At 66.3% G+C, this 24,361-nt stretch carries 19 protein-coding genes; 14 read left to right on the top strand and 5 right to left on the bottom strand.

Translation table 11 applies throughout. The features are described 5' to 3' along the window. Positions 1-14 precede the first annotated feature (14 nt). The 3 genes from AC07OC_RS24990 to ilvA all read right to left on the bottom strand — a co-directional run bounded on the left by AC07OC_RS24990 (position 15) and on the right by ilvA (position 3,057). On the bottom strand, positions 15-605 hold the full coding sequence (locus AC07OC_RS24990) for a histidine phosphatase family protein (protein ID WP_218340429.1): 591 nt from the start codon (positions 603-605) through the stop codon (positions 15-17). Then, positions 602-1,408: an adenosylcobinamide-GDP ribazoletransferase gene (gene cobS, locus AC07OC_RS24985; protein ID WP_218340428.1), complete on the bottom strand. Its 807-nt coding sequence runs from the start codon at positions 1,406-1,408 to the stop codon at positions 602-604. Before cobS ends, AC07OC_RS24990 begins: the two co-directional genes overlap by 4 nt. An 86-nt stretch (positions 1,409-1,494) precedes the next feature. Further along, the gene (gene ilvA, locus AC07OC_RS24980) at positions 1,495-3,057 is read right to left on the bottom strand and encodes a threonine ammonia-lyase, biosynthetic (RefSeq protein ID WP_494602492.1); all 1,563 of its coding nucleotides are present in this window, start codon (positions 3,055-3,057) and stop codon (positions 1,495-1,497) included. Positions 3,058-3,416: 359 nt separating this feature from the next. On the opposite strand from ilvA, the gene AC07OC_RS24975 reads away from it, so the two are divergent. After that, positions 3,417-3,866, top strand: a complete 450-nt coding sequence (locus AC07OC_RS24975; protein WP_218340426.1) for an OsmC family protein — start codon at positions 3,417-3,419, stop codon at positions 3,864-3,866. Positions 3,867-3,936: 70 nt separating this feature from the next. Here AC07OC_RS24975 and coq7 read toward each other — a convergent pair whose 3' ends face one another. Continuing rightward, complete coding sequence (gene coq7 / locus AC07OC_RS24970; protein WP_218340425.1) at positions 3,937-4,554, bottom strand: 2-polyprenyl-3-methyl-6-methoxy-1,4-benzoquinone monooxygenase; 618 nt, start codon at positions 4,552-4,554, stop codon at positions 3,937-3,939. Between the two features lie 316 nt (positions 4,555-4,870). Between coq7 and AC07OC_RS24965 the strand changes: the two genes are divergently transcribed. The 9 genes from AC07OC_RS24965 (at position 4,871) to AC07OC_RS24925 (ending at position 17,401) form a co-directional block, all read left to right on the top strand. Continuing rightward, positions 4,871-5,929 carry a porin gene (locus tag AC07OC_RS24965; RefSeq protein WP_218293319.1) on the top strand — a complete coding sequence of 353 codons (1,059 nt, stop codon included), beginning with the start codon at positions 4,871-4,873 and terminating at the stop codon, positions 5,927-5,929. A gap of 411 nt (positions 5,930-6,340) precedes the next feature. After that, positions 6,341-7,921 (top strand): ABC transporter substrate-binding protein, encoded by a 1,581-nt coding sequence (locus tag AC07OC_RS24960; protein WP_218293320.1) that lies wholly within the window; start codon positions 6,341-6,343, stop codon positions 7,919-7,921. A gap of 141 nt (positions 7,922-8,062) precedes the next feature. Continuing rightward, entirely contained in the window at positions 8,063-9,043 is a 981-nt protein-coding gene (locus AC07OC_RS24955) for an ABC transporter permease (protein ID WP_218293321.1), read from the top strand. A gap of 148 nt (positions 9,044-9,191) precedes the next feature. Further along, positions 9,192-10,409 (top strand): M20 aminoacylase family protein, encoded by a 1,218-nt coding sequence (locus AC07OC_RS24950; RefSeq protein WP_218293322.1) that lies wholly within the window; start codon positions 9,192-9,194, stop codon positions 10,407-10,409. 85 nt (positions 10,410-10,494) lie between these two features. Then, positions 10,495-12,078: an ABC transporter substrate-binding protein gene (locus AC07OC_RS24945; RefSeq protein ID WP_218293323.1), complete on the top strand. Its 1,584-nt coding sequence runs from the start codon at positions 10,495-10,497 to the stop codon at positions 12,076-12,078. A gap of 133 nt (positions 12,079-12,211) precedes the next feature. After that, positions 12,212-13,123 carry an ABC transporter permease gene (locus tag AC07OC_RS24940; protein WP_218293324.1) on the top strand — a complete coding sequence of 304 codons (912 nt, stop codon included), beginning with the start codon at positions 12,212-12,214 and terminating at the stop codon, positions 13,121-13,123. A 26-nt stretch (positions 13,124-13,149) separates the two neighbouring features. Beyond that, a complete protein-coding gene (locus tag AC07OC_RS24935) occupies positions 13,150-14,139 on the top strand; it encodes an ABC transporter ATP-binding protein (RefSeq protein ID WP_218340424.1) in 990 nt (329 codons plus the stop codon). Continuing rightward, positions 14,136-15,188 carry an ABC transporter ATP-binding protein gene (locus tag AC07OC_RS24930; RefSeq protein WP_218293326.1) on the top strand — a complete coding sequence of 351 codons (1,053 nt, stop codon included), beginning with the start codon at positions 14,136-14,138 and terminating at the stop codon, positions 15,186-15,188. Before AC07OC_RS24935 ends, AC07OC_RS24930 begins: the two co-directional genes overlap by 4 nt. Positions 15,189-15,544: 356 nt before the next feature. Further along, complete coding sequence (locus tag AC07OC_RS24925; RefSeq protein ID WP_218293327.1) at positions 15,545-17,401, top strand: hypothetical protein; 1,857 nt, start codon at positions 15,545-15,547, stop codon at positions 17,399-17,401. Positions 17,402-17,530: 129 nt separating this feature from the next. Here the strand turns inward: AC07OC_RS24925 and AC07OC_RS24920 are convergent, their stop codons facing one another. Continuing rightward, entirely contained in the window at positions 17,531-18,376 is an 846-nt protein-coding gene (locus AC07OC_RS24920; RefSeq protein ID WP_218293328.1) for a MurR/RpiR family transcriptional regulator, read from the bottom strand. A gap of 287 nt (positions 18,377-18,663) precedes the next feature. Between AC07OC_RS24920 and AC07OC_RS24915 the strand changes: the two genes are divergently transcribed. Genes AC07OC_RS24915 through tal form a run of 4 tightly spaced genes read left to right on the top strand, consistent with a single transcriptional unit; the run spans position 18,664 to position 24,019 of the window. Continuing rightward, on the top strand, positions 18,664-19,692 hold the full coding sequence (locus AC07OC_RS24915) for an ABC transporter substrate-binding protein (protein WP_218340423.1): 1,029 nt from the start codon (positions 18,664-18,666) through the stop codon (positions 19,690-19,692). Positions 19,693-19,695: 3 nt separating this feature from the next. Then, positions 19,696-21,954, top strand: a complete 2,259-nt coding sequence (locus AC07OC_RS24910; RefSeq protein ID WP_218340422.1) for an ABC transporter permease — start codon at positions 19,696-19,698, stop codon at positions 21,952-21,954. Between the two features lie 24 nt (positions 21,955-21,978). Continuing rightward, on the top strand, positions 21,979-23,061 hold the full coding sequence (locus tag AC07OC_RS24905; protein ID WP_218293331.1) for an ABC transporter ATP-binding protein: 1,083 nt from the start codon (positions 21,979-21,981) through the stop codon (positions 23,059-23,061). A gap of 7 nt (positions 23,062-23,068) precedes the next feature. Continuing rightward, the gene (gene tal, locus AC07OC_RS24900; RefSeq protein WP_218340421.1) at positions 23,069-24,019 is read left to right on the top strand and encodes a transaldolase; all 951 of its coding nucleotides are present in this window, start codon (positions 23,069-23,071) and stop codon (positions 24,017-24,019) included. The last annotated feature ends 342 nt before the right edge of the window (positions 24,020-24,361 follow it).

Raw genomic sequence — 24,361 nt, 5'->3', positions numbered from 1 at the left:
CAGGGCCTCCGCTCTCAGATGCCCCGGTGGGCGATGTCCCACTCGCCCCAGCCCGGCGCGGCAAGGGGCCATTCTTCGGAGCGCGGCAGCTCGCCCCCACGTGCCTGCAGCCAGGCCACGCAGCGGATCACGCCGGCATGGGTGATCCAGGCCACATCCCGTGCGGTTTCTTCTGCGGGCGGGAGGGAATGCAGCGCGGCTGCCACGCGCTCCAGCATGGCCGCCAGGCTTTCACCATTCCCGGGGCGGTAGCTGGCGAACGCGGCCGTCCAGGCGTCGATGTCGGAGCGGGCGATGGCATCCCAGGCCAGCCCTTCCCAGCTGCCAAAGTCCATTTCGCGCAGGCGGGCGTCGGGTTTGGGTATCAAATCAGGCCGCAGCGCTTGCAATTCCATCGCAAGCTGCTCACATCTTTGTAGCGTGGAGTGGAACACCTGGATCCCGGGTGGCAGGGTGGCGGCCAGGCGTTCCGCGGCGGCGCGGGTGGCGGCGGGGTCGGCGGGGACGTCCAGCGCGCCGTAGCAGATGCCGGGCGCCACCCGCGGCTGGGCATGGCGCACCAGCCAGAGGCGGGCGCCGCGCTGCGGTCGGGCCACAGGCTTCACATCCAGCGCAGGGCCAGCGCCGCGCCCAGGTAGAAGCCGATTTCGCTGACCTGCTGCGTGGCGCCCAGGCAATCCCCCGTGAACCCCCGCAGCCGGCGCGCAAACCAGCGGGCCATCCAGGCGGCGGCGAGTGCGCTCAGCACAATGGCTGCTATTAAATATGTAGCTGATTGCGCTTTCCAGACAAGCGCCAGCGGCACAAAACACCATGAAAATGCCGTCGCCAGCGCAGTGCCCGAGATCTGGTCGGCCAGCGGCTTGCTTTTGGAGCGGGCGGTGTCCCCCACATGCGGCAGACTGCGCACGATGAGCAGGGGCCAGAAACGCGACACCACATGCGCCCCCGCCAGCGCGGCCACGGCGGCCAGCAGGCTGTGGGAGCCCAGCAGCGCCAGCACGCTGAGCTTGGCCAGCAGCGCCAGCACCAGGGCCATGGCACCGAACGCACCGATGCGCGAGTCCTTCATGATGTCCAGCGCCCGCTCGCGGTCGGCACTGCCGCCCAGGCCGTCGGCCACATCGGCCAGGCCGTCCTCGTGGAAGCCGCCGGTCATCAGCACCGTGGCGATGGTGCAGAACACGGCGGCCACGGCCGGTGCCAGCGGATTGGGCGCCAGCGCCCAGTGCAGCGCGGCATAGACGCCCGCCGCGAGCAGCGCCGCCAACCAGCCAATGCCCGGAAAGTGCGCCGCGCTGGCGCGCAGCATTGCGGGGCTGTAGCCCACCCACTGCGCCAGCCGCCCGGTCACCGGGATGCGCGTGAAGAACTGCACGGCCAGCAGGTAGTGGCGCAGGGCTTGCATGGACGGGCGGAGGAGGCTATGTCAGATTTGATAGCTGCCAGCGCTGGTTGGATAAGCGCTGGAGGCCGGTTCGACCCATATTCTGGTCACTTGGAACGCAGGAACAGCCGGTAGGCCGGGTTCAGCGTCTCTTCCACGTACGGGTAGCCCAGCGTGGCCAGGAAGGCGTCGAACGTGGCGGTGTCCTCGGGCGGCACCTGCATGCCCACGAGGATGCGGCCGTAGTCGGCGCCCTGGTTGCGGTAGTGGAACAGGCTGATGTTCCAGGTCGGCTGCATCAGGCTCAGGAACTTGAGCAGCGCGCCCGGCCGCTCGGGGAAGGTGAAGCGCATCAGCCGCTCGTCCTGCGCCAGCGCCGAATGGCCGCCCACCAGGTGGCGCAGGTGTTCCTTGGCCAGTTCGTCGTGGGTCAGGTCCAGCGCCTCGAAGCCGTGGCGGCCGAAGTTCCGGGCGATCTTGTCCGATTCGCCCTTGCCGTTGGTGGTCAGGCCCACGAACACATGGGCCTGGGCGGCGTCGCTGATGCGGTAGTTGAACTCGGTCACGTTGCGCGCGCCGCCGGGCAGGTCGCCCACCACCTCGCAAAAGTGCCGGAAGCTGCCGCGTTCCTCGGGGATGGTCACGGCGAACAGCGCCTCGCGCTCCTCGCCCACCTCGGCGCGCTCGGCCACGAAGCGCAGGCGGTCGAAGTTCATGTTGGCGCCGCACAGGATGGCGGCGTAGGTCTCGCCCCGGGTCTTATTTTCGGCCACGTACTGTTTGATGGCGGCCACGGCCAGGGCCCCCGCGGGCTCGACGATGCTGCGCGTGTCCACGAAGATGTCCTTGATGGCGGCGCAGACGGCGTCGGTGTCCACGGTGATGAAGCCGTCCACCAGGCCGCTGTGGGTGATGCGGAAGGTTTCCTCGCCCACGAGCTTGACGGCCGTGCCGTCCGAGAACAGGCCCACATCGGGCAGCGTGACGCGCTGGTGCGCGTTGACCGACTGGATCATTGCGTCCGAGTCGTTCATCTGCACCCCGATCACCTTGATCTCGGGCCGCACGGCCTTGATGTAGTTGGCCACGCCAGAGATGAGCCCGCCGCCGCCGATGGCCACGAACACGGCATCGAGCTGGTTGCTGCCCAGGCTTTGCAGCTGGCGCAGGATCTCCATGGCGATGGTGCCCTGGCCCGCGATCACGTCCGGGTCGTCGAACGGGTGCACGAAGGTCAGGCCCTGTTCCTTTTCAAGCGTCACCGAGTGGCCGTAGGCGTCGGAATAGCTCTCGCCAAACAGCACGACCTCGCCACCCAGCGTCTTCACGGCATCGATCTTGAGCTGCGGCGTGGTGGTCGGCATCACGATGACCGCGCGGGCGCCCAGCTTGTGGGCGCTCATGGCCACGCCCTGCGCGTGGTTGCCGGCCGAGGCGCAGATCACTCCGCGCGCGAGCTGCTCGGGCGTGAGGTGCGCCATCTTGTTGTAGGCGCCGCGCAGCTTGAAGCTGAACACCGCCTGCTGGTCCTCGCGCTTCAAGAGCACCTTGTTGTGCAGGCGGCGGCTGAGGTTCTTGGCGGGCTCCAGGGCCGACTCCACCGCCACGTCGTACACGCGGGCGGTCAGGATTTTCTTCAGGTAGTCGGCGGGGGTGAGGTGCAGGGTCATGGCGGGAGCTGGTGGGGCCGCCGCTGGACAGCGGCGGGGGCCACATCATAGGGCGTCGGTTTCCGGCCTGGCCCGGACGCCACACGGGCGGCAGGCGGCCGGACCGGCCAAAAAAAAGCCCCGGGCCGTAAGGCCTGGGGCTAATCCATCCTTTGAGGAGATGGAGGAGACAATCGGTGCGGGGCAAGTACCGGATTCCGGACTTCTTGCCGCCTGCCGTTTCCTTTTTGTTCGAAACCGGCAGCGCATGGGCGAAGTTTAGCGCGAGTCTTGTTGCGATGCAGCAAAATTCGCATCAAATTCTTTTCGTTTCGGTTTTCCGTGCGAAAAAAACCACGTGTCACACAGGAGAAACACAAATGGAATGCACAGTCAGTTGGACAGGAGGGGCAGGAACACGCTCCGGCATGGGCTTTGTGGCCGAAACCGGCAGCGGCCATGTCCTGGCCATGGATGGCGCCCCCGATGCCGCCAACCCCGCCAATGGCGGGCAGAACCTGGCGCCCCGGCCCATGGAGACAGTGCTGGCAGGAACGGGTGGCTGCACCGCCTATGACGTGGTCCTGATCCTCAAGCGGGGCCGCCACGACGTGCGCGGCTGCAGCGTCAAGCTCACCACCGAGCGGGCCCAGACCGACCCCAAGGTGTTCACCAGGATCCACATGCATTTCACCGTGACGGGCAAGGGGATTCCCGCCGCGGCGGTGGAGCGCGCCATTGCCATGAGCCACGACAAATACTGCTCGGCCAGCATCATGCTCGGCAAGACCGCCGAGATCACCACCGGCTTCGAGGTGATCGAGGCCTGACGGCCGCCCCGAACCGCGGCGGGCGCCCGGGCCGCACGCACTTTCCCGGTGCAGGGCTCCGGGGGAACGGTCAGATGTAGTGCGCCGTGGTGGTCATCACCTTGGCGGCCGCCCTCATCGCGGCGCGGGCGGGTGCCGGCAGCTGCAGCGCGCCGGAGGCCCGCGCCTGCGCCGCGTGGCGCTCCTCGTCGTCCTTCATCCGGGCCACCACGGCCCGTGAGGCCCGGTCCTGCTCGGGAAGCCGCGCAAGGTGGCCCTGCAAATGCGCCGCCACCTGGTTTTCCGTCTCCGCCACGAACCCCAGGCTGGCCCGGTCGCTCACCTTGGCCGCTACCAGGCCCAGCGCGAAGGCGCCCGCGAACCACAGCGGATTGAGCAGGCTGGGGCGTGCTCCCAGGGCCTCCAGGCGCCCGCGCGTCCAGGCCAGATGGTCTGTTTCTTCCCGGGCGGCCTCCAGCAAGTGCACGCGCAACCCTGCATCGCGTGTGACTGCGGCCTGCGCCGTGTAGAGGGCTTGCGCACAGACTTCACCCACGTGATTGACCCGCATCAATGCCCCCGCCAGCTTCTTCTGGGCGGGGTCGAGGTCGGCTTCCGCGATGCCCAGAGCGGGCGTGGGCTCGCAGGCCCGGGGGGGCGCGAAAAGCGTGCGCAGGGCGTTGTCAGCGGCGGTCAGCAAGGGGTCCATGGCAGCTTTCAGGATGGCAAGGGGCAGGAAACACAATTTTCACTTGGATACAAATATTCGGCAGGTGCCGACGGGGGCCGCAAGGGTGCCGAAACCGATTTTGCTGGCGCTCCGTGAAATGTTGCAACACTGCAACGATTTTCCCCTTTCGGGTCGATTGTGGGTGAATTCCTTTGCGAAACCCGGCCGGGTCTGGTGCAATAAGAGCAACTTCCCCACCAGGAGGTTGGCCCGGGGAACCGGCGGGACTGTGCAGGTGCTTTCACCATAGACCCCCCGTACCGGCGCCCTATGTTTAACCTTGGAGTAACTCGCAATGAAAAAATCCCTGATTGCCCTGGCTGTGCTGGCTGCTTCCGGCGCTGCAATGGCTCAATCGTCCGTGACCCTGTTCGGCGTGGTTGATGCAACCTACGCTTACGGTTCCGGCAGCGTCGCTAACAAGTCCCAACTGACGAACTCCGGCTACAACAGCAGCCGTCTGGGTTTCCGCGGCGTTGAAGATCTGGGTGGCGGCATGTCCGCTTCGTTCTGGCTGGAAGCTGGTCTGAACAACGACAACGGCCAAGGCGCTGCTACCAACGCTACCAACCAAGGCGCTGCTGCTGCCCTGGGCAACGGCCAACAAGGTCTGACGTTCAACCGTCGTTCGACGGTCAGCCTGAACGGCGGCTTCGGTGAAGTGCGTCTGGGCCGTGACTACACGCCCCAATTCTGGAACCTGACCGTGTTCGATCCGTTCGGCACGAACGGTGTTGGCACGACCCAAACCCTGAACTCCAGCCTGGGTGGCCCAACCACCATCCGCGCTTCGAACGCCATCGGCTACTTCCTGCCTGGCAACCTGGGCGGCTTCTACGGCCAAGCACAGTACTACATGGGTGAAAACCTGAGCAACGCTGCCAACAAGAAGGACGGCAACGGCCTGGCTCTGCGTGCTGGTTACGCCAACGGCCCCATCAACGTGGCTCTGGCTTTCTCTGACACCAAGTTCCTGAGCGGCAACATCAAGGCTGTGAACGTGGGCGGTCAATACGATCTGGGCGTGGCCAAGATCATGGCTCACTACAACCAAGACGACATCAAGAACGGCAACGAAGGCAAGGGCTTCCTGATCGGTGGTCTGGTGCCAGTCGGCGCAGGCGAAATCCGTCTGTCTTACTCCACCTACAAGATCGAAACCCCCGGTGCTGATCCCCGCGCCAACAAGCTGGCTCTGGGCTACGTGCACAACCTGTCCAAGCGCACGGCTCTGTACGCAACGTACGCTCACGTGAGCAACAAGAACGGCTCCGCTCAGTCCCTGAACGGTTCCGTGACTGCTGCTGGCGAAAACTCCAACGGCTACGACTTCGGTATCCGTCACAGCTTCTAATATCAAGACTGGCCTTGGCCAGTTGACGATATCAAAGCTAAAAAGCCGCCTTCGGGCGGCTTTTTTTTTGACCGACCGACTGACTGTTTGTCTACGGTTGATTGCGGGAGTTGAATTGTGGATTGTCCGAGTGAACAATCCAGTCTGCATGGCATGTAACTCCGGGTACATGCCTTCTGCCGCTGCAATGCCTGACACCTTCCGGAGGGCCTTGTTGGCCCTGTCTCCGTGGTTTCTTTCCCTTCTTTGCCCCGGTGCAGATTCTTGGCACCATCCTTGCGTGCTGGAACGACGCAAAAGCAACGTCAATCCACCCTCAGAGGCCCTTCTCGGCGCTGGAGATTCAGGGATTTCCCGTTGGCTATAGAGCAACCTTTACTGCATAGTAAAACTTTTAATCAAGAGGGTTCCATGAAACTCAAATACAGTCTTTTGTCGGTAGCTGCCATGGCTGCACTGCTTGCAGCGCCAGCGCTGCATGCCAAGCCCTTCAAATGGGCGAGCCAGGGGGAGATTGCGACCTGGGATATCCATTCCCAAAACAATGCACTGCAAAACGGCATTCATGCCAATGTGTATGAGAGCCTGGTCTACTACAACAGCAAGACATTTGACGTGGAGCCCGTCCTGGCGACCTCCTGGAAAGAGGTCAGCCCCACACAGGTGCGCTTCACGCTGCGCCAGGGAGTGAAGTTCCATGATGGGTCGGCGTTCACCGCCGATGACGCCGTGTACTCGCTGCAGCGCGCGATGGCGAAGACGTCGAACTTCACGCCCTACATCCAGGGCATCAGCAAGGTCAACAAGGTCGACGCGCAAACCATCGACGTCATCCTGACGGCCCCCAATCCCGTGCTGCTGCGCCAGATGACCGAACTGCGCATGATGAGCAAGGCCTGGGCGGAAAAGAACAAGTCCGTGGAGCCCAAGGACATCAAGGGCAGCGATGAGAACTTTGCCCACCGCAATGCCATGGGCACCGGCCCCTACACGCTGGAGTCGTGGCAGCCCGATGTGAAGATGGTCTTCAAGCGCAACCCCAACTGGTGGGGCAAGATGGACGGCAACGTCACGGAAATCGTCTACACCCCGATCAAGTCCGCCGCCACGCGCATCGCTGCGCTGCTGTCGGGCGAAGTGGACATGGTGCTGGACCCCACGCCCCAGGATCTGGGTCGCCTGCGCGCCAGCCCCGACCTGAAGGTGATCGACGGTGTGGAGAACCGCACCATCTTCCTGGGCATGGACCAGTTCCGCGATGAGCTGCCAGGCTCCAACATCAAGGGCAAGAACCCGCTCAAGGACGTGCGCGTGCGCAAGGCCCTGTACCAGGCCATCGATGCCGACACGATTTCGCGCAACATCATGCGCGGCCTGGGCAAGCCTACGGGCACCATCGTGGCGCCCCAGGTTGCCGGATACACCGAAGCCGTGGGCAAGCGTTTCCCCTACAGTGTCGAAGCCTCCAAGAAGCTGCTGGCCGAAGCGGGTTATCCCGATGGCTTCGAAGTGGATTTCGCCTGCCCGAACAACCGCTACATCAACGACGAGGCCATCTGCCAGGCCGTGACGGCCATGTGGTCGCGTGTGGGCGTGAAGGCCAAGCTGCGCACGCTGCCGCTGGTGAACTATTTCCCCATGATCCAGCGCTACGAAGCCAGCATCTACATGCTGGGCTGGGGCGTGCCGACGTTCGATGCGTTGTACAGCCTGCAGTCGCTGGTACGCACCGTGGGCCAGGGGGGTGACGGCAACTACAACGTGGGCCGGTACAGCAACCAGCGCATGGACTACCTGGTGGACCGGATCAAGGCCGAGACGGACGCTCCCGTGCGCGCGCGCATGCTGACGGAGGCGCTGCAGCTGTCCAATGACACCGTATCCCACCTTCCTCTGCATGACCAGGTGATACCCTGGGCCATGAAGAAGAACGTGGAGCTGGTCCACCGCGCCGACAACCGCGTGGACATGCGCACGGTCAAGGTGAACTGATCGATTGTCGATACGCTGAGAGCAAGGGCCTCGAGGCCCTTGCTCTCCTTGATTCAGTTTGACGACGACGTATTGCCAGTCAGTGCCCCTGCCATCAAAAGTGGCCGCGGTGCTTTTATCGAACACTCACTCGACTTCCCGATGCTTGCCTTTATATTGCGCCGCCTGATACAGGCTGTGATTGTCATGGTCACGGTGGCCTTCATCTCCTTCATGCTGTTCCAGTACGTGGGAGATCCCGTGGTGTTTCTGCTCGGACAGGATGCCACCCCTGAACAGATCCGGGAGCTGCGTGCCTCCCTCGGCCTGGACAAACCCTTCTTCGTGCAGTTCTGGCACTTTCTCGTGAATGCGGCGCAAGGCGAATTCGGCCTGAGCCTGCGCCAGGGTGCCAAGGTCTCGCGCCTCATTGCCGAGCGTTTCCCCGCCACGCTGGAGCTGGCGCTGGTCGCCGCGGTGCTGGCGCTGGTGATCGGCGTGCCCATGGGCGTGTATGCGGCGCTCAAGCGCGGCACCTTCACCAGCCAGATGTTCATGACGCTTTCGCTGCTCGGCGTGTCGCTGCCCACCTTCCTGATCGGCATCCTGCTGATCCTGGTGTTTGCGGTGACCCTGGGCTGGTTCCCGAGCTTTGGCCGCGGGGAAGTGGTGCAGCTGGGATGGTGGAGCACCGGCCTGCTCAAGGCCAAGGGCTGGCACCACATCACGCTACCCGCCATCACGCTGGCCATCTTCCAGCTCACGCTGATCATGCGGCTGGTGCGCGCGGAGATGCTGGAGGTGCTGCGCACGGACTACATCAAGTTCGCGCGAGCCCGGGGCCTGTCCAATCGCGCCATCCATTTTGGGCACGCGCTCAAGAACACGCTGGTGCCCGTGATGACCATCACCGGCCTGCAACTGGGCGGCCTGATCGCGTTTGCGATCATCACCGAGACCGTGTTCCAGTGGCCCGGCATGGGCCTGCTGTTCATCCAGGCCGTGACCTTTGCGGACATTCCTGTGATGGCGGCGTACCTCTGCCTGATCGCGCTGATCTTCGTGGTGATCAACCTGGTGGTGGATCTGCTGTACTTCGCGGTGGACCCCCGTCTGCGCGTGGGCAAGGCAGGAGGCCATTGAATGAGCTCCCCCCTGAGTCGCTTCGCGCCATCCCCCCGGAGGGGGGATGCTCCCAGCGCGGCGGGGCGGCCCTTGCGCGGCAGCACTGGCCTGGGCCGCGCCGGTTTTGCCGGCTGCTGGCGCTGCACGAGCTTTCCGGGCGTCTGACATGCAGTCGCTCCGATACAAAGCGGGTGGCCGGGCGTTTGCGCACATCGCGCAGTTCCATCCGGAGCTGACCGCCCTGCGCCGCGATCTGCACGCCCATCCCGAGCTGGGCTTTGAAGAAATCTATACAGGCAACCGCGTGAAAGAGGCGCTCAAGGTGTGCGGCGTGGACGAGATCCACGACGGCATCGGCCGCACGGGCATCGTTGCGGTGATCCGCGGCCGCAGCACCTCCAGCGGCTCCATGGTGGGCCTGCGTGCCGACATGGATGCACTGCCTTTGGCAGAGCACAACGACTTCTCCTGGAAGTCGTGCAAGCCCGGCCTCATGCACGGCTGTGGCCACGACGGCCACACCGCCATGCTGGTGGGCGCGGCGCGCTACCTGGCCGAGACCCGCAATTTCGACGGCACGGCCGTGCTCGTGTTCCAGCCAGGCGAGGAGGGCTTGGCGGGCGCCCGCGTGATGATGGAAGACGGCCTGTTCGACCGGTTCCCGGTGCAGTCCATCTATGCCATGCACAACTGGCCGGCCATGAAGCCCGGCACCGTGGGCATCAACCCGGGCCCCATGATGGCGGCGGCCGACCGATTCACCATCGAGATCACGGGGCGCGGCGGCCACGGCGCGCATGCCTACCAGACGGTGGACGTGCTGGTGGTGGCCGCGCACATCATCACGGCGGCGCAGAGCATCGTGTCGCGCAACGTGCGCCCCATCGAAAGTGCCGTGGTCAGCATCTGCGCCGCGCAGGCAGGCGATCTGGGCGCCTTCAGCGTGCTGCCCGGCTCCGCCACCCTGGTGGGCACCGTGCGCACGTTCGACCCCGTGGTGCAGGAGATGGTGGAAAAGCGCCTCAAGGAACTGTGCAACGCGATTGCTCTGGGCTTTGGGGCCAATGCCACGGTGCACTACGAGCGCATCTACCCGGCCACGATCAACAGCGAGAGCGAGGCCGTCTTCGCGGGCGACGTGGCCGAATCCCTGCTGGGCGCGGACCACGTGGTGCGCGACCTGGAGCCCAGCATGGGCGCTGAGGACTTTGCCTTCATGCTCCAGACCCGCCCGGGCGCCTACCTGCGCATCGGCCAGGGTACCGGCGCCAGCGGCAGTGCGCTGCACAACAGCCGCTACGACTTCAACGACGACATCCTGCCGCTGGGCTCTGCATTGCATGCGAGCCTGATCGAGCAGTCCATGCCCCTGGCGGTGCCCTGAGGGCTGCGTCCCCGTCGCGCAACGCCAGCATCCAATCCCTGGATCCACCACCTTTCGCACCCCTTTTCACTACGAGGAGATTTCCATGAAATTCCAGAAAAAAGCCGCCCTTGCCGCACTGTTTGCCGCGATGGCCGCAACCAGCATGGTCGCCAATGCGCAGACCATCCGAATTGCCAACCAGGGCGATGCGCTCTCCATGGATCCGCACTCGCTCAACGAATCGCTCCAGCTGAGCGTGACCAGCAACGTGTACGAACCGCTGGTCGGCCGCAACAAGGACCTGAGCCTGGCGCCGGCGCTGGCCACGGCCTGGAAGCAAACCGCACCCACCGTGTGGCGGTTCGAGCTGCGCAAGGGCGTGCAATTCCATGACGGCACCCCCTTCACGGCAGACGACGTGGTGTTCAGCTTTGGCCGCATGAAGGGCGAGGGCTCGGACATGAAGGCCACCAACAGCGACATCAAGCAGGTGCGCAAGATCGACGATCACACTGTCGAGATCGAAACCATGGCGCCGCAGCCCATCCTGCCCGACGTGATCACGACCTCCTACATCATGAGCAAGAAGTGGTGCGAGACCAACCAGGCCGTGATGCCCGTCGACCGCCGCAAGGGCATCGAGAACGCTGCCTCGTTCCGCGCCAACGGCACAGGCCCCTTCCGCCTGCGCGAGCGCCAGCCCAACGTGCGCTCGGTGTTCGTGCGCAACGGCTCCTACTGGGGCAAGATCGAGGGCAACGTGACCGAAGTGGTGTTCACGCCCATCGCCAACGATGCCACGCGCGTGGCGGCGCTGCTGTCGGGCGAAGTGGATGTGATGGAGCCCGTGCCGGTGCAGGACATCGACCGTGTCAACAACAGCCCCAACACGCGTGCGGTGACCGGCCCCGAGCTGCGCACCATCTTCCTGGGCATGGACCAGAAGCGCGACGAGCTGCTGTACTCCAACGTGAAGGGCAAGAACCCCTTCAAGGACAAGCGCGTCCGCCAGGCCTTCTACCAGGCCATCGACATCGACGGCATCAAGAAGACCGTGATGCGCGGCGCCTCCAACCCTTCCGCGCTGATGGTGGGCCCTGGCATCAACGGCTTCCAGCCCGAGACCAAGCGCCTGCCGTACGACGTCGAAGCCGCCAAGAAGCTGATGGTGGAAGCCGGCTACCCCAATGGCTTCGAAGTGTCCATGAACTGCCCGAACGACCGCTACGTGAACGACGGCCGCATCTGCCAGACCGTGGCCGCCAACCTCTCGCGCATCAACGTCAAGATCAACCTGCAGGCCGAGACCAAGGGTACCTACTTCCCCAAGGTGCTGCGCCGCGACACCAGCTTCTACATGCTGGGCTGGACGCCCACGACCTACGACGCGCACAACGCGCTCAACGCGCTCATGATCTGCCCGGACGACAAGGGCGGTGCCGGCCAGTTCAACCTGGGCGCCTATTGCAACCCCAAGCTCGATGAACTGACGAAGAAGGTGCTGGTCGAGACCGACAAGGCCAAGCGCGACGCGATGATCAAGGAAGCCTTCGACCTGCACAGCGCCGACATCGGCCACCTGCCGCTGCACCAGCAGGCGCTGGCCTGGGGCGTGAACAAGAACGTGAAACTCGTGCAGATGGCCGACAACTTCATGTACTTCAAGTGGATGACCATCGGCAAGTAAGCGGTCAGAAGATTTCGTACCTAGATCGTCGCAAAAGAATCAAGAGAAACGACAACCGGTTCTTTTGAAAGTCCACACCACCGCGAGGCCGCTACCCGGGCCTGGCGGTGGTGCCTGTTTACTGGTTCCCACAATGAAAACTACCCTTGCCCGCTGGCTCGACAGCGATGTTGGCTACAGCTTCCGCACATCGCCGGTGGCCATGCTGGCCGCAGCGATCGCGCTGGTCTGCGTGTTCTGTTCGGTGTTCGCCGGATGGGTCGCGCCCCACAACCCGTTTGACCTGGCCACGCTCGAACTCAGCGATGCGCGGCTGCCCCCGGCCTGGAGCGCCGAAGGCTCCATGAAATACCCGCTGGGCACCGATGACCAGGGCCGCGACATCCTTTCCGCGCTGATCTACGGCGCGCGCATCTCCCTCGTCGTGGGCATCGCGTCGGTGCTGCTCTCGGTGGTGGTGGGCGTGGCGTTTGGCCTGCTGGCGGGATTTCGCGGCGGCTGGATCGACGCGGTGCTCATGCGCCTGTGCGACGTGATGCTGTCGTTTCCGGCCATCCTGGTCGCCCTGCTGATTGCCGGTGTGGGCCGCGCGCTGTTTCCCAACGCGCACGAGTCGCTGGCCTTTGGCGTGCTCATCATCTCGATCTCGCTGACGGGCTGGGTGCAGTACGCACGCACCGTGCGCGGCTCCACGCTGGTGGAGCGCAACAAGGAGTACGTGCAGGCCGCGCGCGTGACGGGCGTCTCGTCGCTGCGCATCATGCGCAAGCACGTGCTGCCCAATGTGATGGGCCCGGTGCTCGTGCTGGCCACCATCCAGGTCGCCACCGCCATCATCACCGAGGCCACGCTGTCCTTCCTGGGCGTGGGCGCGCCGCCCACATCGCCGTCGCTGGGCACGCTGATCCGCATCGGCAACGACTACCTGTTCTCGGGCGAATGGTGGATCACCGTGTTCCCCGGTGCCATGCTGGTGCTGATTGCTCTTTCCGTGAATCTATTGGGCGACTGGTTGCGTGATGCCCTCAATCCGCGCCTGCGCTGAACAAGAACAAGAAAAGCGATATCCCCATGAGCCTTCTAGAAGTCAAAAACCTCGTTGTCGAATTCCCGGGCCGCCGCGGTACCCTGCGCGCCCTGGACGACATTTCCTTCTCCATTGCACCCGGCGAGATCCTGGGTGTGGTGGGTGAATCAGGCGCGGGCAAGTCGCTCACCGGCGCTGCCATCATCGGCCTGCTGGAGCCTCCGGGCCGCGTGGCATCCGGCCAGATCCTGCTGGAGGGCCAGCGCATCGACAACCTCAGCAACGAGGAAATGCGCCACATCCGCGGCCGCCGGATCGGCGCCATCTTCCAGGACCCGCTGACCTCGCTGAACCCGCTGTACACCGTGGGCCGCCAGCTCACCGAGACCATCCTGGCCCACCTGCCGGTCACGCCCGCCGAGGCCCGCCAGCGCGCCATCGCGCTGCTGCAGGACACCGGCATTCCGGCGGCGGCGGAGCGCATCGACCACTACCCGCACCAGTTCTCCGGCGGCATGCGCCAGCGCGTGGTGATCGCCCTGGCCCTGGCGGCCGAGCCCAAGCTCATCGTGGCCGACGAGCCCACCACGGCGCTCGACGTGTCCATCCAGGCGCAGATCATCACGCTGCTGAAAAACATCTGCAAATCGCGCGGCGCCGCCGTGATGCTGATCACCCATGACATGGGCGTGATCGCCGAGACCTGCGACCGCGTGGCCGTGCTGTATGCCGGCCGCGTGGCCGAGATCGGCCCCGTGCACGACGTCATCAACAAGCCATCGCACCCCTACACCAGCGGCCTGATGGCCTCCATCCCCGACATGGCGGTGGACCGCGAGCGCCTGAACCAGATCGACGGGGCCATGCCCCGCTTGAATGCCATCCCCAAGGGCTGTGCCTACAACCCGCGCTGCCCCAAGACCTTTGACCGCTGCATGACCGAACGTCCCGACCTGATGGATGCGGGCTCCACCCGCGCCGCCTGCTGGCTGCACGCCGGCGCCACGACGAAAAACGCCGAGGTGGCCGCATGAGCACTACGACCACCGCCACCACCGCCGCCGCAGGCAAGGCCCCCGTCGCCGCCCAAGGCCGGCCCCTCGTGCAGGCGCACGATCTGGCCAAGACTTTCGATGTCTCCGCCCCCTGGCTCAACCGCGTCATCGAGCGCAAGCCCCGCACGCTGCTGCATGCGGTCGACGGCGTGAGCTTCGAGATCGAACGGGGCAAGACACTCGCCCTGGTGGGCGAATCGGGCTGCGGCAAGAGCACGGTGGCCCGTTTGCTGGTGGGCCTGTACGAGCCGACACGCGGCGGCCTCACCTTCGACGGCCAGGACGCGCACGCCGCCTTCAAGGGCAACGATGCCCAGGCCATGCGCCGGCGCATCCAGATGATCTTCCAGGACCCCTATGCCAGCCTGAACCCGCGCTGGCTGGTCGAGGACATCATCGGCGAGCCGCTGCGCGAGCACGGCCTCATCACCGACAAGGTCGAGCTCAAGGCCCGCGTGGGCGAGCTGCTCAAGTCCGTGGGCCTGTCCCCGCTGGACATGGTCAAGTACCCGCACCAGTTCTCCGGCGGCCAGCGCCAGCGCATCTCCATCGCGCGCGCCCTGGCCACCGAGCCCGAGTTCCTGGTGTGCGACGAGCCCACCTCGGCGCTCGACGTGTCGGTGCAGGCGCAGGTGCTCAACATCATGAAGGACCTGCAGCGCGAGCGGCAGCTCACGTACCTGTTCATCAGCCACAACCTGGCCGTGGTGCGCCACGTGAGCGACCAGGTCGGCGTGATGTACCTGGGCCGCCTGGTGGAACTGGCCGACAAGCACACGCTGTTCGATACGCCACGCCACCCCTACACGCGCATGCTGCTCGATGCCATCCCCAAGATGCACGACACCGGCAAGGCGCGCACGCCGGTGCAGGGCGAGGTGCCCAACCCGCTGAACCCGCCCCCCGGCTGCGCCTTCAATCCGCGCTGCCCGCACGTGAACGACCGCTGCCGCGCCGAACGGCCCCAGCTGCTCAGCATTGGCGGCATCCGGATCGCCTGCCATGCGGTGGAAGAGGGGCGGATCTGAGAGTTTGCTCCTGAATTTATAGCTGCTTGCGCTTGATGGGAAAGCGCTGAGGGCCTGTCTGGCTGTCAAACTGGCTGGTGTGCGCCTTGCCGGGAGTACCTGGCTTGGCGCCATGGAACACCCCCGACGCCGGCTGCCGGGGCCTGGGCCCCGCAGCGACCCGTGGGCGGCACCCGCGGTCGCCCCGGCGGTGCGCACCAGGCGTCGGTGGCTGCGGGCTCCGCGCTTGCCAAATTGCGCTTGGTGGGTTGGCAAGTGGTTCGTATGATGTCTTATTACCAGATGTTGCAGAGCCGGATCGCTACCGCGTCCCTTTGGGGAATCCGGCCTCGTCCACCCCTTTCTTTTCTGAATCCATGCTCGCTCTCATGCTTGCGACGCGCCTGCGCTCTGCGCGCCGCATTGTTTTCCAACAATTGACCGTGCTCTGGCGGTCGCCCTGGTTGCGCGGCGGCCGGGGACTTCTCCATGCCGTGGTTGCTGTGCTGGCCGTTGCCTCCCTGGCGCATGCAGTGCCCGCCCATGCCGCCACGGAGATCCGCACGCTGATCGACAGCGACAACAACCCCGCGACCGGCTGTACCGTCGCCACTCCGGGCGGGGCCTTCGGGGGCGTGGAGCAGGCTGCCATCACCCGCATCGACCTGCTGGCGGCCGAGCCGGTGGGGGATGTCGCGCGAGAGGTCTGCCAGAGCGGAGTGCTGGTGGCCGACCCCAGCTTCGTGCCCAGCGCGCCCTTGCACTGGCCTCTGGGTGTCGCTGCCGCCGGCATGCACACGGACGTTGTCGAAAGTTATGCGCAACTGGTGAGTGCGGCGGCGTCCGGCGTGCGGCTAGGATTCGTCGCCAGCACCACCGACGGCAGCGCGCCGCCCAGCGCCCTGTTGTCGGCTGATGGCAGCGGCGGTTCGCCGATCCATCTGGCCGCGGCGGCGGCAGCTGCCGTGGCCGTGCCCGCACTGGGTGGGGCCGGCCTGCTGCTGGTGGCCTGTGCGCTGGTCTTTGCCACTTACCGCTTTGCCCGCGTTCGCCGCTACGCGGCCACCGGTGCCACCTTGTGCCTGTTGCTCGTGGTGAGCCTGGCCTGGGCCGCGATCGTGCGCGACGGGTCGCCGTCGGACTGGGGCGGTACGCCGCCCGTGGCGACGGCTTCCACCACCGGCCCGCACCAGATCGCGGCCGTCTACGCGCGGCTGGAAGGCAGCACCCTGCAGCTGCGCTATGACCTGGACCTCGGCGTGCGGGACGGCGCGCCGCTGGACGATGGGCCGTTCGCCGCCACCGTGGGTGCCCCGCTGTCCGTGCCCGCACCGGGCCTGCTGTCCAACGATGCGCCTGGTTCCCCGCCGTTGCAGGTCCGCGAGTTCCGCGTGCAAGGCGCGGTCTCCAACACGCCGGCGGGCGGGGTGGTCGCGTTCGCGGGCAACTCGCTGACGGTGGCGGCGGATGGTGGATTCACCGTGGGGCCGCCCACGCTCCCCGGCACCTACCGCTTCGAGTACCGCGCGCACAACCGGCTGACCCCCGGAGGGTGGGGCGTGGCGACGGTCGAGGTGGCGGCTGCCAACGTCTGCGGCGACGGGGTGCGCACCGGCGCCGAGGTCTGCGATGACGGCAATGCCGTCACGGAGACCAGCTGTCCCTATGGCACCGTGTCCTGCACCACCTGCAACGCCACCTGCACGGCAACGCTGAGCCTGACCGGCCAGTTTTGTGGCGACGGCGCTCGCAACGGCGCCGAGGTCTGCGACGACGGCAACAACGTGACGGAGACCAGCTGCCCGGACGGCACGGCCACCTGCCAGGCATGCAACGCCACCTGCACGGCGACGCTGAACCTCACGGGCGCCTTCTGCGGCGACGGCATACGCAACGGCGCCGAGGTCTGCGACGACGGCAACAACGTGACGGAAACCAGCTGTCCGGACGGCACCGCCACCTGCATGAGGTGCAACGCCACCTGCACGGCGACGCTGAGCCTCACGGGCGCCTTCTGCGGCGACGGCATACGCAACGGCGCCGAGGTCTGCGACGACGGCAACAACGTGACGGAGACCAGCTGCCCCTATGGCAGCGCTTCCTGCATGGCCTGCAACGCCTCCTGCACGGCGCCGTTGAGCCTGACGGGCGGGTACTGTGGTGACGGGGTCGTCAACGGCGGGGAGGTCTGTGATGGCACTCCGGGCTGTTCGGCCATGTGCACGCCGCTGTAGGGGCAGCCATCCGGGCACCGGCCGGCAGAGGGTGTGCCGTCGGCGCCGCCGGGCCGGCGGTGGTCGGCGGTTCTGGGCACGCAGGGGCCGATGTCCCGAGGGTGGCGGATCCTGCGGGCGGCAGGGCGCCTACGCGTAGCGCTTGGCGCGGAGGTTTTCCTTCATCTGCTGCAGGATGGGCTGCAGCGAGCTGCCGATGCGCAGCGCCACGCAGGTCGCCAACACGTCGATGATCAGCAGGTGCATCAGGCGCGACACCATCGGGCTGTAGCGGTCGTAGCCCTCGGGGTGGTCGGCGGCCAGGTGGATCTGGCAGGTGCTGGCCAGGGGCGAGCCGCTGGCCGTGATGACGATGGTGGTCGCGCCGTTCCTGCGCGCGATGTCCGCCGCGTCCATCAGGTCGCGCGTGCGGCCCGAGTTGGAGATGATCACCGCGCAGTCGCCCGGGCCCAGCAAGGTGGCGCTCATCACCTGCATGTGGCCGTCGCTGCTGGCGATGGAGGTGACGCCCAGGCGGAAGAACTTGTGCTGCGCGTCCTGCGCAACGATGCCCGAATTGCCCACGCCGTAGAACTCGATGCGCTTGCCCGTCTTCCAGGTCGCGGCAATCGCCTCGGCCGCGCGTTCGATGGCCACGGTGCTGGCCGCGTTGCGGTACTGCAGGAAGGCGGCCACCGCGTTGTCGACGACCTTCACCAGCACGTCGCCCGTCTTGTCATCCGCATCCACGCTGCGGTGGATGAAGGGCACGCCCTCGCTCACGCTGCCCGCGAGCTTGAGCTTGAAATCGGCCAGCCCGTCATAGCCCATGCTGCGGCAAAAGCGCACCACCGTGGGCTTGCTCACGTGGGCGCGCTCGGCCAGCTCGCGCACGGGCAGCCGTGCGAACGCGCGGGGGTCGGTGAGCACCAGCTTGGCCACCCGCTGTTCGGCGGGGGCCAGCGAGGGCAGGGAGGCGGTGATGCGGTCGAGCATGTCGGTGAAGGCGTGTCAGTGGCGCCGGCAGCCGGGCGGGCCAAGGCGGCGCATCGACGGGGAGCAAGACAGGGCGGGCATGGGCGGGCTCGTGGTCGGCGGCGCCGCCGGGGATGGCGGTGCCGCATGTTCGCCTAATGTAACTTGGTTCCAAACGCCACGGGGAGGGGGGCTGGCCCTGCCTTTCATCCTGCTTGCACCATGCCTGCGGGGTTCCCCCCTGACCCGGCCAGGGCCGCGGCAATAGCATCCTTGCATCACGTAATCCCGATACCTAGGAGCCTTTCATGCGCAAACCTCTGCTGAAGAACCTGCTGGCCGGAGCGGCCCTTGCGACCGCGGCCTGCGGCAGCTGGGCCCAGGGCCAGGTCAACATCATCTGTTCGGTGCAGGCCGAGTGGTGCAACCTGATGTCCACGGTGTACGCCAAGACCACCGGCACCAAGGTCAACATGACGGCCAAGGGATCGGGCGAGGCGCTGGCCCAGCTCAATGCCGAGAAGGCCAACCCCAAGACAGACATCTGGTTCGGCGGCACGGGCGACCCGCACCTGCAGGCGGCCGAGCAGGGCCTCACGCTCGAATACAAATCGCCGCAGCTCGCTCAGCTCTACCCCTGGGCGCAGAAGCAGGCCACCGATTCCAAATACCGCACCGTGGGCGTGTACCTGGGCCCGCTGGGCTTTGGCTACAACAAGGAGCTGCTGGCCAAGCGCAAGCTCAACCCGCCGCAGTCGTGGGCCGACCTGCTCAAGCCCGAGTTCAAGGGCGAGGTGCAGATGGCCAACCCGGCCTCCAGCGGCACGGCCTACACCATGATCGCCACGCTGGTGCAGATCATGGGCGAGGAAAAGGCGTTCGAGTACCTCAAGGCCCTGCACCCCAACGTGAGCACCTACACGCGCTCGGGCACTGCGCCGGTCAAGGCCGCGGCGCGGGGCGAGACCACGGTCTCCATCAGCTTCGTGCACGACGTGACCACCGAGGCGGTCAACGGCTTTCCCGTCGGGTCCATCACGCCCTCGGAAGGGACGGGCGCCGAGGTGGGCTCGATGAGCATCGTCAAGAACGGCCCGAACACCGAGGCGGCCAAGAAGTTCTACGAATGGGCGCTCACGCCCGGGGGGCAGCAGTTCGGCCTGGCGGCCAAGCAGTTCCAGCTGCCCAGCAACACGCAGGTGCCCAAGGACCCGCGCATGACCGACCCGGCCAAGATGAAGCTCATCAACTACGACTACGCCAAGTACGGCGCGAGCGCCGAGCGCCGCCGCCTGATCGCGCGCTGGGAAAAAGACGTGCAGAACGCTGCGCGCTGAGGGATGGTGGTGTCGGCAGCAGCCGCGGCGGCGCACGCAACTTTTCGAACCTCAGCGCGAAGCGCCTCGGTCAACCGGCCCCTATGGGTCTGGTGGGTCGTGGGCGTGCTGGGCTATCTGGCATTTCCCTGGTATGCGCAGCAGGATGCCAACGGCCTGCTCGCGGTGGGACAGGTCTTCAGCAGCGAGCAGGCGGCCAACGGGCTGATGCAGGCGGCGCTGTTTGGCCGGTCGTGGCTCTGGCTGGGCCTGGTCGGCTTGGCCGTGGCCGGGCTGGGCGCCTGCCTTCCCGCCGGCCGCACCCAGGGTGCGGTGCTGGCCGCAGGGGGCGCGCTGGGGTTGCTGGCGCTGTTGCTCAGCGGTTTTGCGATTGGCGCACGCGGCTGGGCCTTTGAGTGGATGAACACCACCCTGGGCGAGCTGGGCGCGCGCCAGCCCGGCATGGGCTGGGGCGGGTTCGTGGTGCTCTCTGCGCTGCTGGTGCTGCTGGCATTTGGCGTCGCGCGGCGTGGGTTCTTCAAGGGCGACCTGTTCGTGGCGGCGGCCGTGCTCACCTGCGGCAGCCTGCTGGCGCTGTTCATCGTGTTCCCGGTGCTCAAGGCGCTGTCGGCCGCGTTCTTCCTCGAAGACGGGCCGTTCTCGCTGGCCGTGGTGTGGGAGCGCATCGCGCACGAGCGCAACTTCGGCCTCGCGTGCCTCGCCGGTGGCCAGCGCTGCGGCGTGGCCTGGAACACGCTGTTCCTGGGCCTGATGACGGCCACCAGCACCACGCTCTTGGGCACCTTCATGGCGCTGATGGCCGAGCGCGCCTCGCGCCGCACCGCGCGGCCGCTCAACATCGTGGCGCTGCTGCCCATCATCACGCCGCCGTTCGTGGTGGGGCTGGGCCTCATCCTGCTGTTCGGCCGCGCGGGGGTGTTCAACCAGTTTCTCGAATACGCGTTCGGCATCACCCCGTCGCGCTGGTTCTATGGCTGGCTCGGCGTGTGGGTGGCGCAGACTTTTGCCTTCACGCCCATCGCCTTCATGATCATGCGCGGCGTGGTGCAGGGCGTGGCGCCCAGCCTGGAGGAGGCCGCGCAGACCCTGCGCGCCAGCCCGCACCGCACCTTCATGACCGTGACCCTGCCGCTGCTCAAGCCCGGCCTGGCCAACGCATTCCTGGTGGGCTTCATCGAAAGCATGGCCGACTTCGGCAACCCCATCGTGGTGGGCGGGCAGTTCTCGGTGCTCTCCACCGAGATCTTCTTCGCCATCGTGGGCGCGCAGTACGACCAGGGGCGTGCGGCGTCGCTGGCCTGGATCCTCACGTTCTTCGCGCTCACCGTGTTCGCCATCCAGCGCGGCCTGCTGGGCAAGCAGAACTTCACCACCGTGTCGGGCAAGGGCGACGCGGGCATCGCCATGCCGCTGCCCGCCGGCGTGCGCCGCGTGGTGCATTCCATCGCGCTGCCGTGGATGGCCTTCACGCTCATCGTCTACCTGTTCGCGCTGGCCGGCGGCTTCGTGCAGACCTGGGGGCGCGACTACACCATCACGCTGGCGCACTTTCGCACCGCGTTCAGCGTGGAGTGGGGCCAGTTCGGCGTGGTGTGGGCGGGCACGGCGTGGAACTCCTTCTTCACCACCGTCAAGCTCGCGGCCATCTCGGCGCCGCTCACGGCCACGCTGGGCATCGGCATCGCCTGGCTGCTGGCGCGCACCGAGTTCCGGGGGCAGGGCGCGTTCGAGTTCGCGGCGCTGCTGGCCTTCGCCATCCCGGGCACGGTGCTGGGCGTGAGCTACATCCTGGCGTTCAACGTGCCGCCGTTCGAGCTCACGGGCACGGCGCTCATCATCGTGCTGTGCTTCATGTTCCGCAACCTGCCGGTGGGCGTGCGGGCGGGCACGGCGGCCTTCAAGCAGCTGGACCGCTCGCTGGACGAGGCCTCCGTCATGCTGCGCGCGGGCAGCGTGCAGACGCTGCGCCACGTGGTGCTGCCGCTGCTCAAGCCCGCGCTGGTCGCGGCGCTGGTGTACAGCTTCGTGCGCGCCATCACCACGGTGAGCGCGGTGATCTTCCTGGTCACGGCCGAAAACGAGCTGGCCACCACCTACATCATCGGCCGCGTGGGCAATGGCGACTATGGCGTGGCACTCGCGTACTGCACGGTGCTCATCCTGCTCATGTCCGCCTCCATCGGCCTGATCCAACTGCTCGTCGGCGAGCGCAAGCTGGGCCGCCGGGGCGCTGCACGCACGGCACCCGCCGCCGCGCACTGACACCTTTCAAAAAGAAGATACGCCATGAACAACAGCGATGCGGGCATCGTGTTCCGCAACATCACCAAACGCTACGGCAGCGACCCGTCCGCGGGCCTGGCGGTCAAAGGCATCAGCTTTGAGGTGCCGCGCGGCACGCTCACCACCATCCTGGGGCCCTCGGGCTGCGGCAAGACCACCACCTTGCGCATGATCGCGGGGCTGGAGTCGCCCACCGCGGGCGAGATCCTCATCGGCGGCAAGGACGTGACCACGCTCGGCCCCGCGCAGCGCAATGTGAGCATGATGTTCCAGAGCTATGCGCTATTCCCGCACATGAACGTGGCCGAGAACGTGATGTACGGCCTGCGCATGTCGGGGTTCTCCAAGGACGTGGCCCGCGCCAAGGCCGTGGAGGCCCTGCGTGGCGTGGGCCTGGTGGGCTATGACGACCGCCTGCCCAGCGAGCTGTCGGGTGGCCAGCAGCAGCGCGTGGCCCTGGCGCGCGCGCTGGTGCTGGAGCCCGAGGTGCTGCTGTTCGACGAACCCCTGTCCAACCTGGACGCCCGTCTGCGCCGCGAGATGCGCGAGGAAATCCGCGCGCTGCAGCAGCGCCTGTCGCTCACGGTGGCGTATGTCACCCACGACCAGGCCGAGGCCATGGCCGTGAGCGACCAGATCATCGTGATGAACCAGGGGCTGATTGCGCAGAAGGGCTCGCCGCGCGCGCTGTACGAAACGCCGCACAGCGAATTCGTGGCGGGCTTCATGGGCGAGGCGATGTTGTTCCCGGCTACTGCGCAAGCCGATGGCTCGGTCTTGCTCGGGCCGCTGGCGCTGCGCCCGCGCATGGCGGTGCACGGCGGTTCGGTGAAGGTGGCGGTGCGCCCCGAGGCCTGGCGCATCCACCGCCAGGGCGATGGCCTGTTGCCGGCGCGGCTCGCCAAGTCGGCCTACCTGGGGGCAGTGCACGAATACACCTTCGAGACGGCGCTGGGCGGCATCTTCGTGGTGTCGTCCGACCTGGACGACGTGCTCGCCGTGGGCGAGGACGTGTTGCTGAGCCTGGGCACCCACGGCGTATCGGTGGTTGGTAGTACCGATGGCGCCCTGGCCAATGCGGAATAATGACACCATGACGAACCAACTCGACGCCCTCAAACAGTTCACCACCGTGGTTGCCGACACCGGCGACTTCAAGCAACTGGCGCAGTTCCAGCCCCAGGATGCGACCACCAACCCCTCGCTGATCCTGAAGGCCGTGCAAAAGCCGGAGTACGCACCGCTGCTGCAGGACACCGTGGCGCAGTTCCGGGGCCGGCCGATTCATGAAATCATCGACCGCCTGCTGGTGCGCTTCGGCCGCGAGATCCTGGCCACGATTCCGGGCCGCGTCTCCACCGAGGTGGATGCGCGCCTGAGCTTCGACACCGGCGCCACCGTCGCGCGCGCCGAGCGCATCATCGAGCTGTACCAGGCCGAAGGCATCCACATCGACCGGGTGCTCATCAAGATCGCCTCGACCTGGGAAGGCATCCAGGCCGCCGAGCAGCTCGAGCGCAAGGGCATCCATACCAACCTCACGCTGCTGTTCTCGTTCGCCCAGGCCGTGGCCTGCGGCCAGGCCAAGGTGCAGCTGATCTCGCCGTTCGTGGGCCGCATCTACGACTGGTACAAGAAGCAGGCCGGCGCCAGCTGGGACGAGGCCGCGCGTGCGGGGGCCAACGACCCGGGCGTGCAGTCGGTCACGCAGATCTACAACCACTACAAGCACTTCGGCATCGCCACCGAGGTGATGGGCGCGAGCTTTCGCAACGTGGGCCAGATCACGGCGCTGGCGGGTTGCGACCTGCTCACCATCGCGCCCGACCTGCTGGCCCAGCTGGCGGCCAGCGATGCGCCGCTGCAGCGCGCGCTCGATGCGGACGCAGCGAAGGGGCTGGACCTGCCCGCGGTGAACTATGACGAGGCGGGGTTCCGGTTTGCGCTCAATGAAGATGCCATGGCGACGGAGAAACTGGCGGAAGGCATCCGGGCGTTTGCGGCGGATGCGGTGAAGCTGGAGAAGCTGATCCTGGCGGCTTGAAGTCGGCTTTGAGTGTTTTTGGCGACCGGCGCTTGTGTGGCAAGTGCCGGCCGCTATGGTTTTTGTGGCTCTGTAGCTTTTGCTCGTTCGGGCTGCGCTTGTAGGCGCCTGGGTTTGTGTGTTGATCTGACTGTGTGCCTGGTTTGAGGGCGGAGGCCGGGATGTCGCCCCGGCGGGCGAGGTACTTGTGCTTTGCTTCGCCAAAGAAAAGTACCCAAAAGAAAGGCGACCCACAGTCTGCGACCCCTGCGCTGCGCTACGGGGAAAACCTGCGTCGGTGCGGTTGCGGGGTGCGCCGTGGAACTCGCTGTGCGCTGGCGCGCGCCGCTCGGACAACCACGG

The organism is Acidovorax sp. GW821-FHT10E04 (assembly GCF_059415185.1).
The sequence above is the reverse complement of the archived record's forward strand: the minus strand, read 5'-3'. Positions and strand labels throughout refer to the sequence as shown.

Bases quoted from the DNA above. Each gene is read 5' to 3' on its own strand.
- AC07OC_RS24955 (WP_218293321.1), top strand. From the start codon at position 8,063: ATGCTTGCCTTTATATTGCGCCGCCTGATACAGGCTGTGATTGTCATG.
- AC07OC_RS24925 (WP_218293327.1), top strand. From the start codon at position 15,545: ATGCTCGCTCTCATGCTTGCGACGCGCCTGCGCTCTGCGCGCCGCATT.
- cobS (WP_218340428.1), bottom strand. From the start codon at position 1,408: ATGCAAGCCCTGCGCCACTACCTGCTGGCCGTGCAGTTCTTCACGCGC.
- AC07OC_RS24930 (WP_218293326.1), top strand. From the start codon at position 14,136: ATGAGCACTACGACCACCGCCACCACCGCCGCCGCAGGCAAGGCCCCC.
- AC07OC_RS24920 (WP_218293328.1), bottom strand. From the start codon at position 18,376: ATGCTCGACCGCATCACCGCCTCCCTGCCCTCGCTGGCCCCCGCCGAA.
- ilvA (WP_494602492.1), bottom strand. From the start codon at position 3,057: ATGACCCTGCACCTCACCCCCGCCGACTACCTGAAGAAAATCCTGACC.
- AC07OC_RS24975 (WP_218340426.1), top strand. From the start codon at position 3,417: ATGGAATGCACAGTCAGTTGGACAGGAGGGGCAGGAACACGCTCCGGC.
- AC07OC_RS24965 (WP_218293319.1), top strand. From the start codon at position 4,871: ATGAAAAAATCCCTGATTGCCCTGGCTGTGCTGGCTGCTTCCGGCGCT.
- AC07OC_RS24915 (WP_218340423.1), top strand. From the start codon at position 18,664: ATGCGCAAACCTCTGCTGAAGAACCTGCTGGCCGGAGCGGCCCTTGCG.
- tal (WP_218340421.1), top strand. From the start codon at position 23,069: ATGACGAACCAACTCGACGCCCTCAAACAGTTCACCACCGTGGTTGCC.
- AC07OC_RS24910 (WP_218340422.1), top strand. From the start codon at position 19,696: ATGGTGGTGTCGGCAGCAGCCGCGGCGGCGCACGCAACTTTTCGAACC.
- AC07OC_RS24945 (WP_218293323.1), top strand. From the start codon at position 10,495: ATGAAATTCCAGAAAAAAGCCGCCCTTGCCGCACTGTTTGCCGCGATG.
- AC07OC_RS24905 (WP_218293331.1), top strand. From the start codon at position 21,979: ATGAACAACAGCGATGCGGGCATCGTGTTCCGCAACATCACCAAACGC.
- AC07OC_RS24960 (WP_218293320.1), top strand. From the start codon at position 6,341: ATGAAACTCAAATACAGTCTTTTGTCGGTAGCTGCCATGGCTGCACTG.
- AC07OC_RS24935 (WP_218340424.1), top strand. From the start codon at position 13,150: ATGAGCCTTCTAGAAGTCAAAAACCTCGTTGTCGAATTCCCGGGCCGC.
- coq7 (WP_218340425.1), bottom strand. From the start codon at position 4,554: ATGGACCCCTTGCTGACCGCCGCTGACAACGCCCTGCGCACGCTTTTC.
- AC07OC_RS24950 (WP_218293322.1), top strand. From the start codon at position 9,192: ATGCAGTCGCTCCGATACAAAGCGGGTGGCCGGGCGTTTGCGCACATC.
- AC07OC_RS24940 (WP_218293324.1), top strand. From the start codon at position 12,212: ATGAAAACTACCCTTGCCCGCTGGCTCGACAGCGATGTTGGCTACAGC.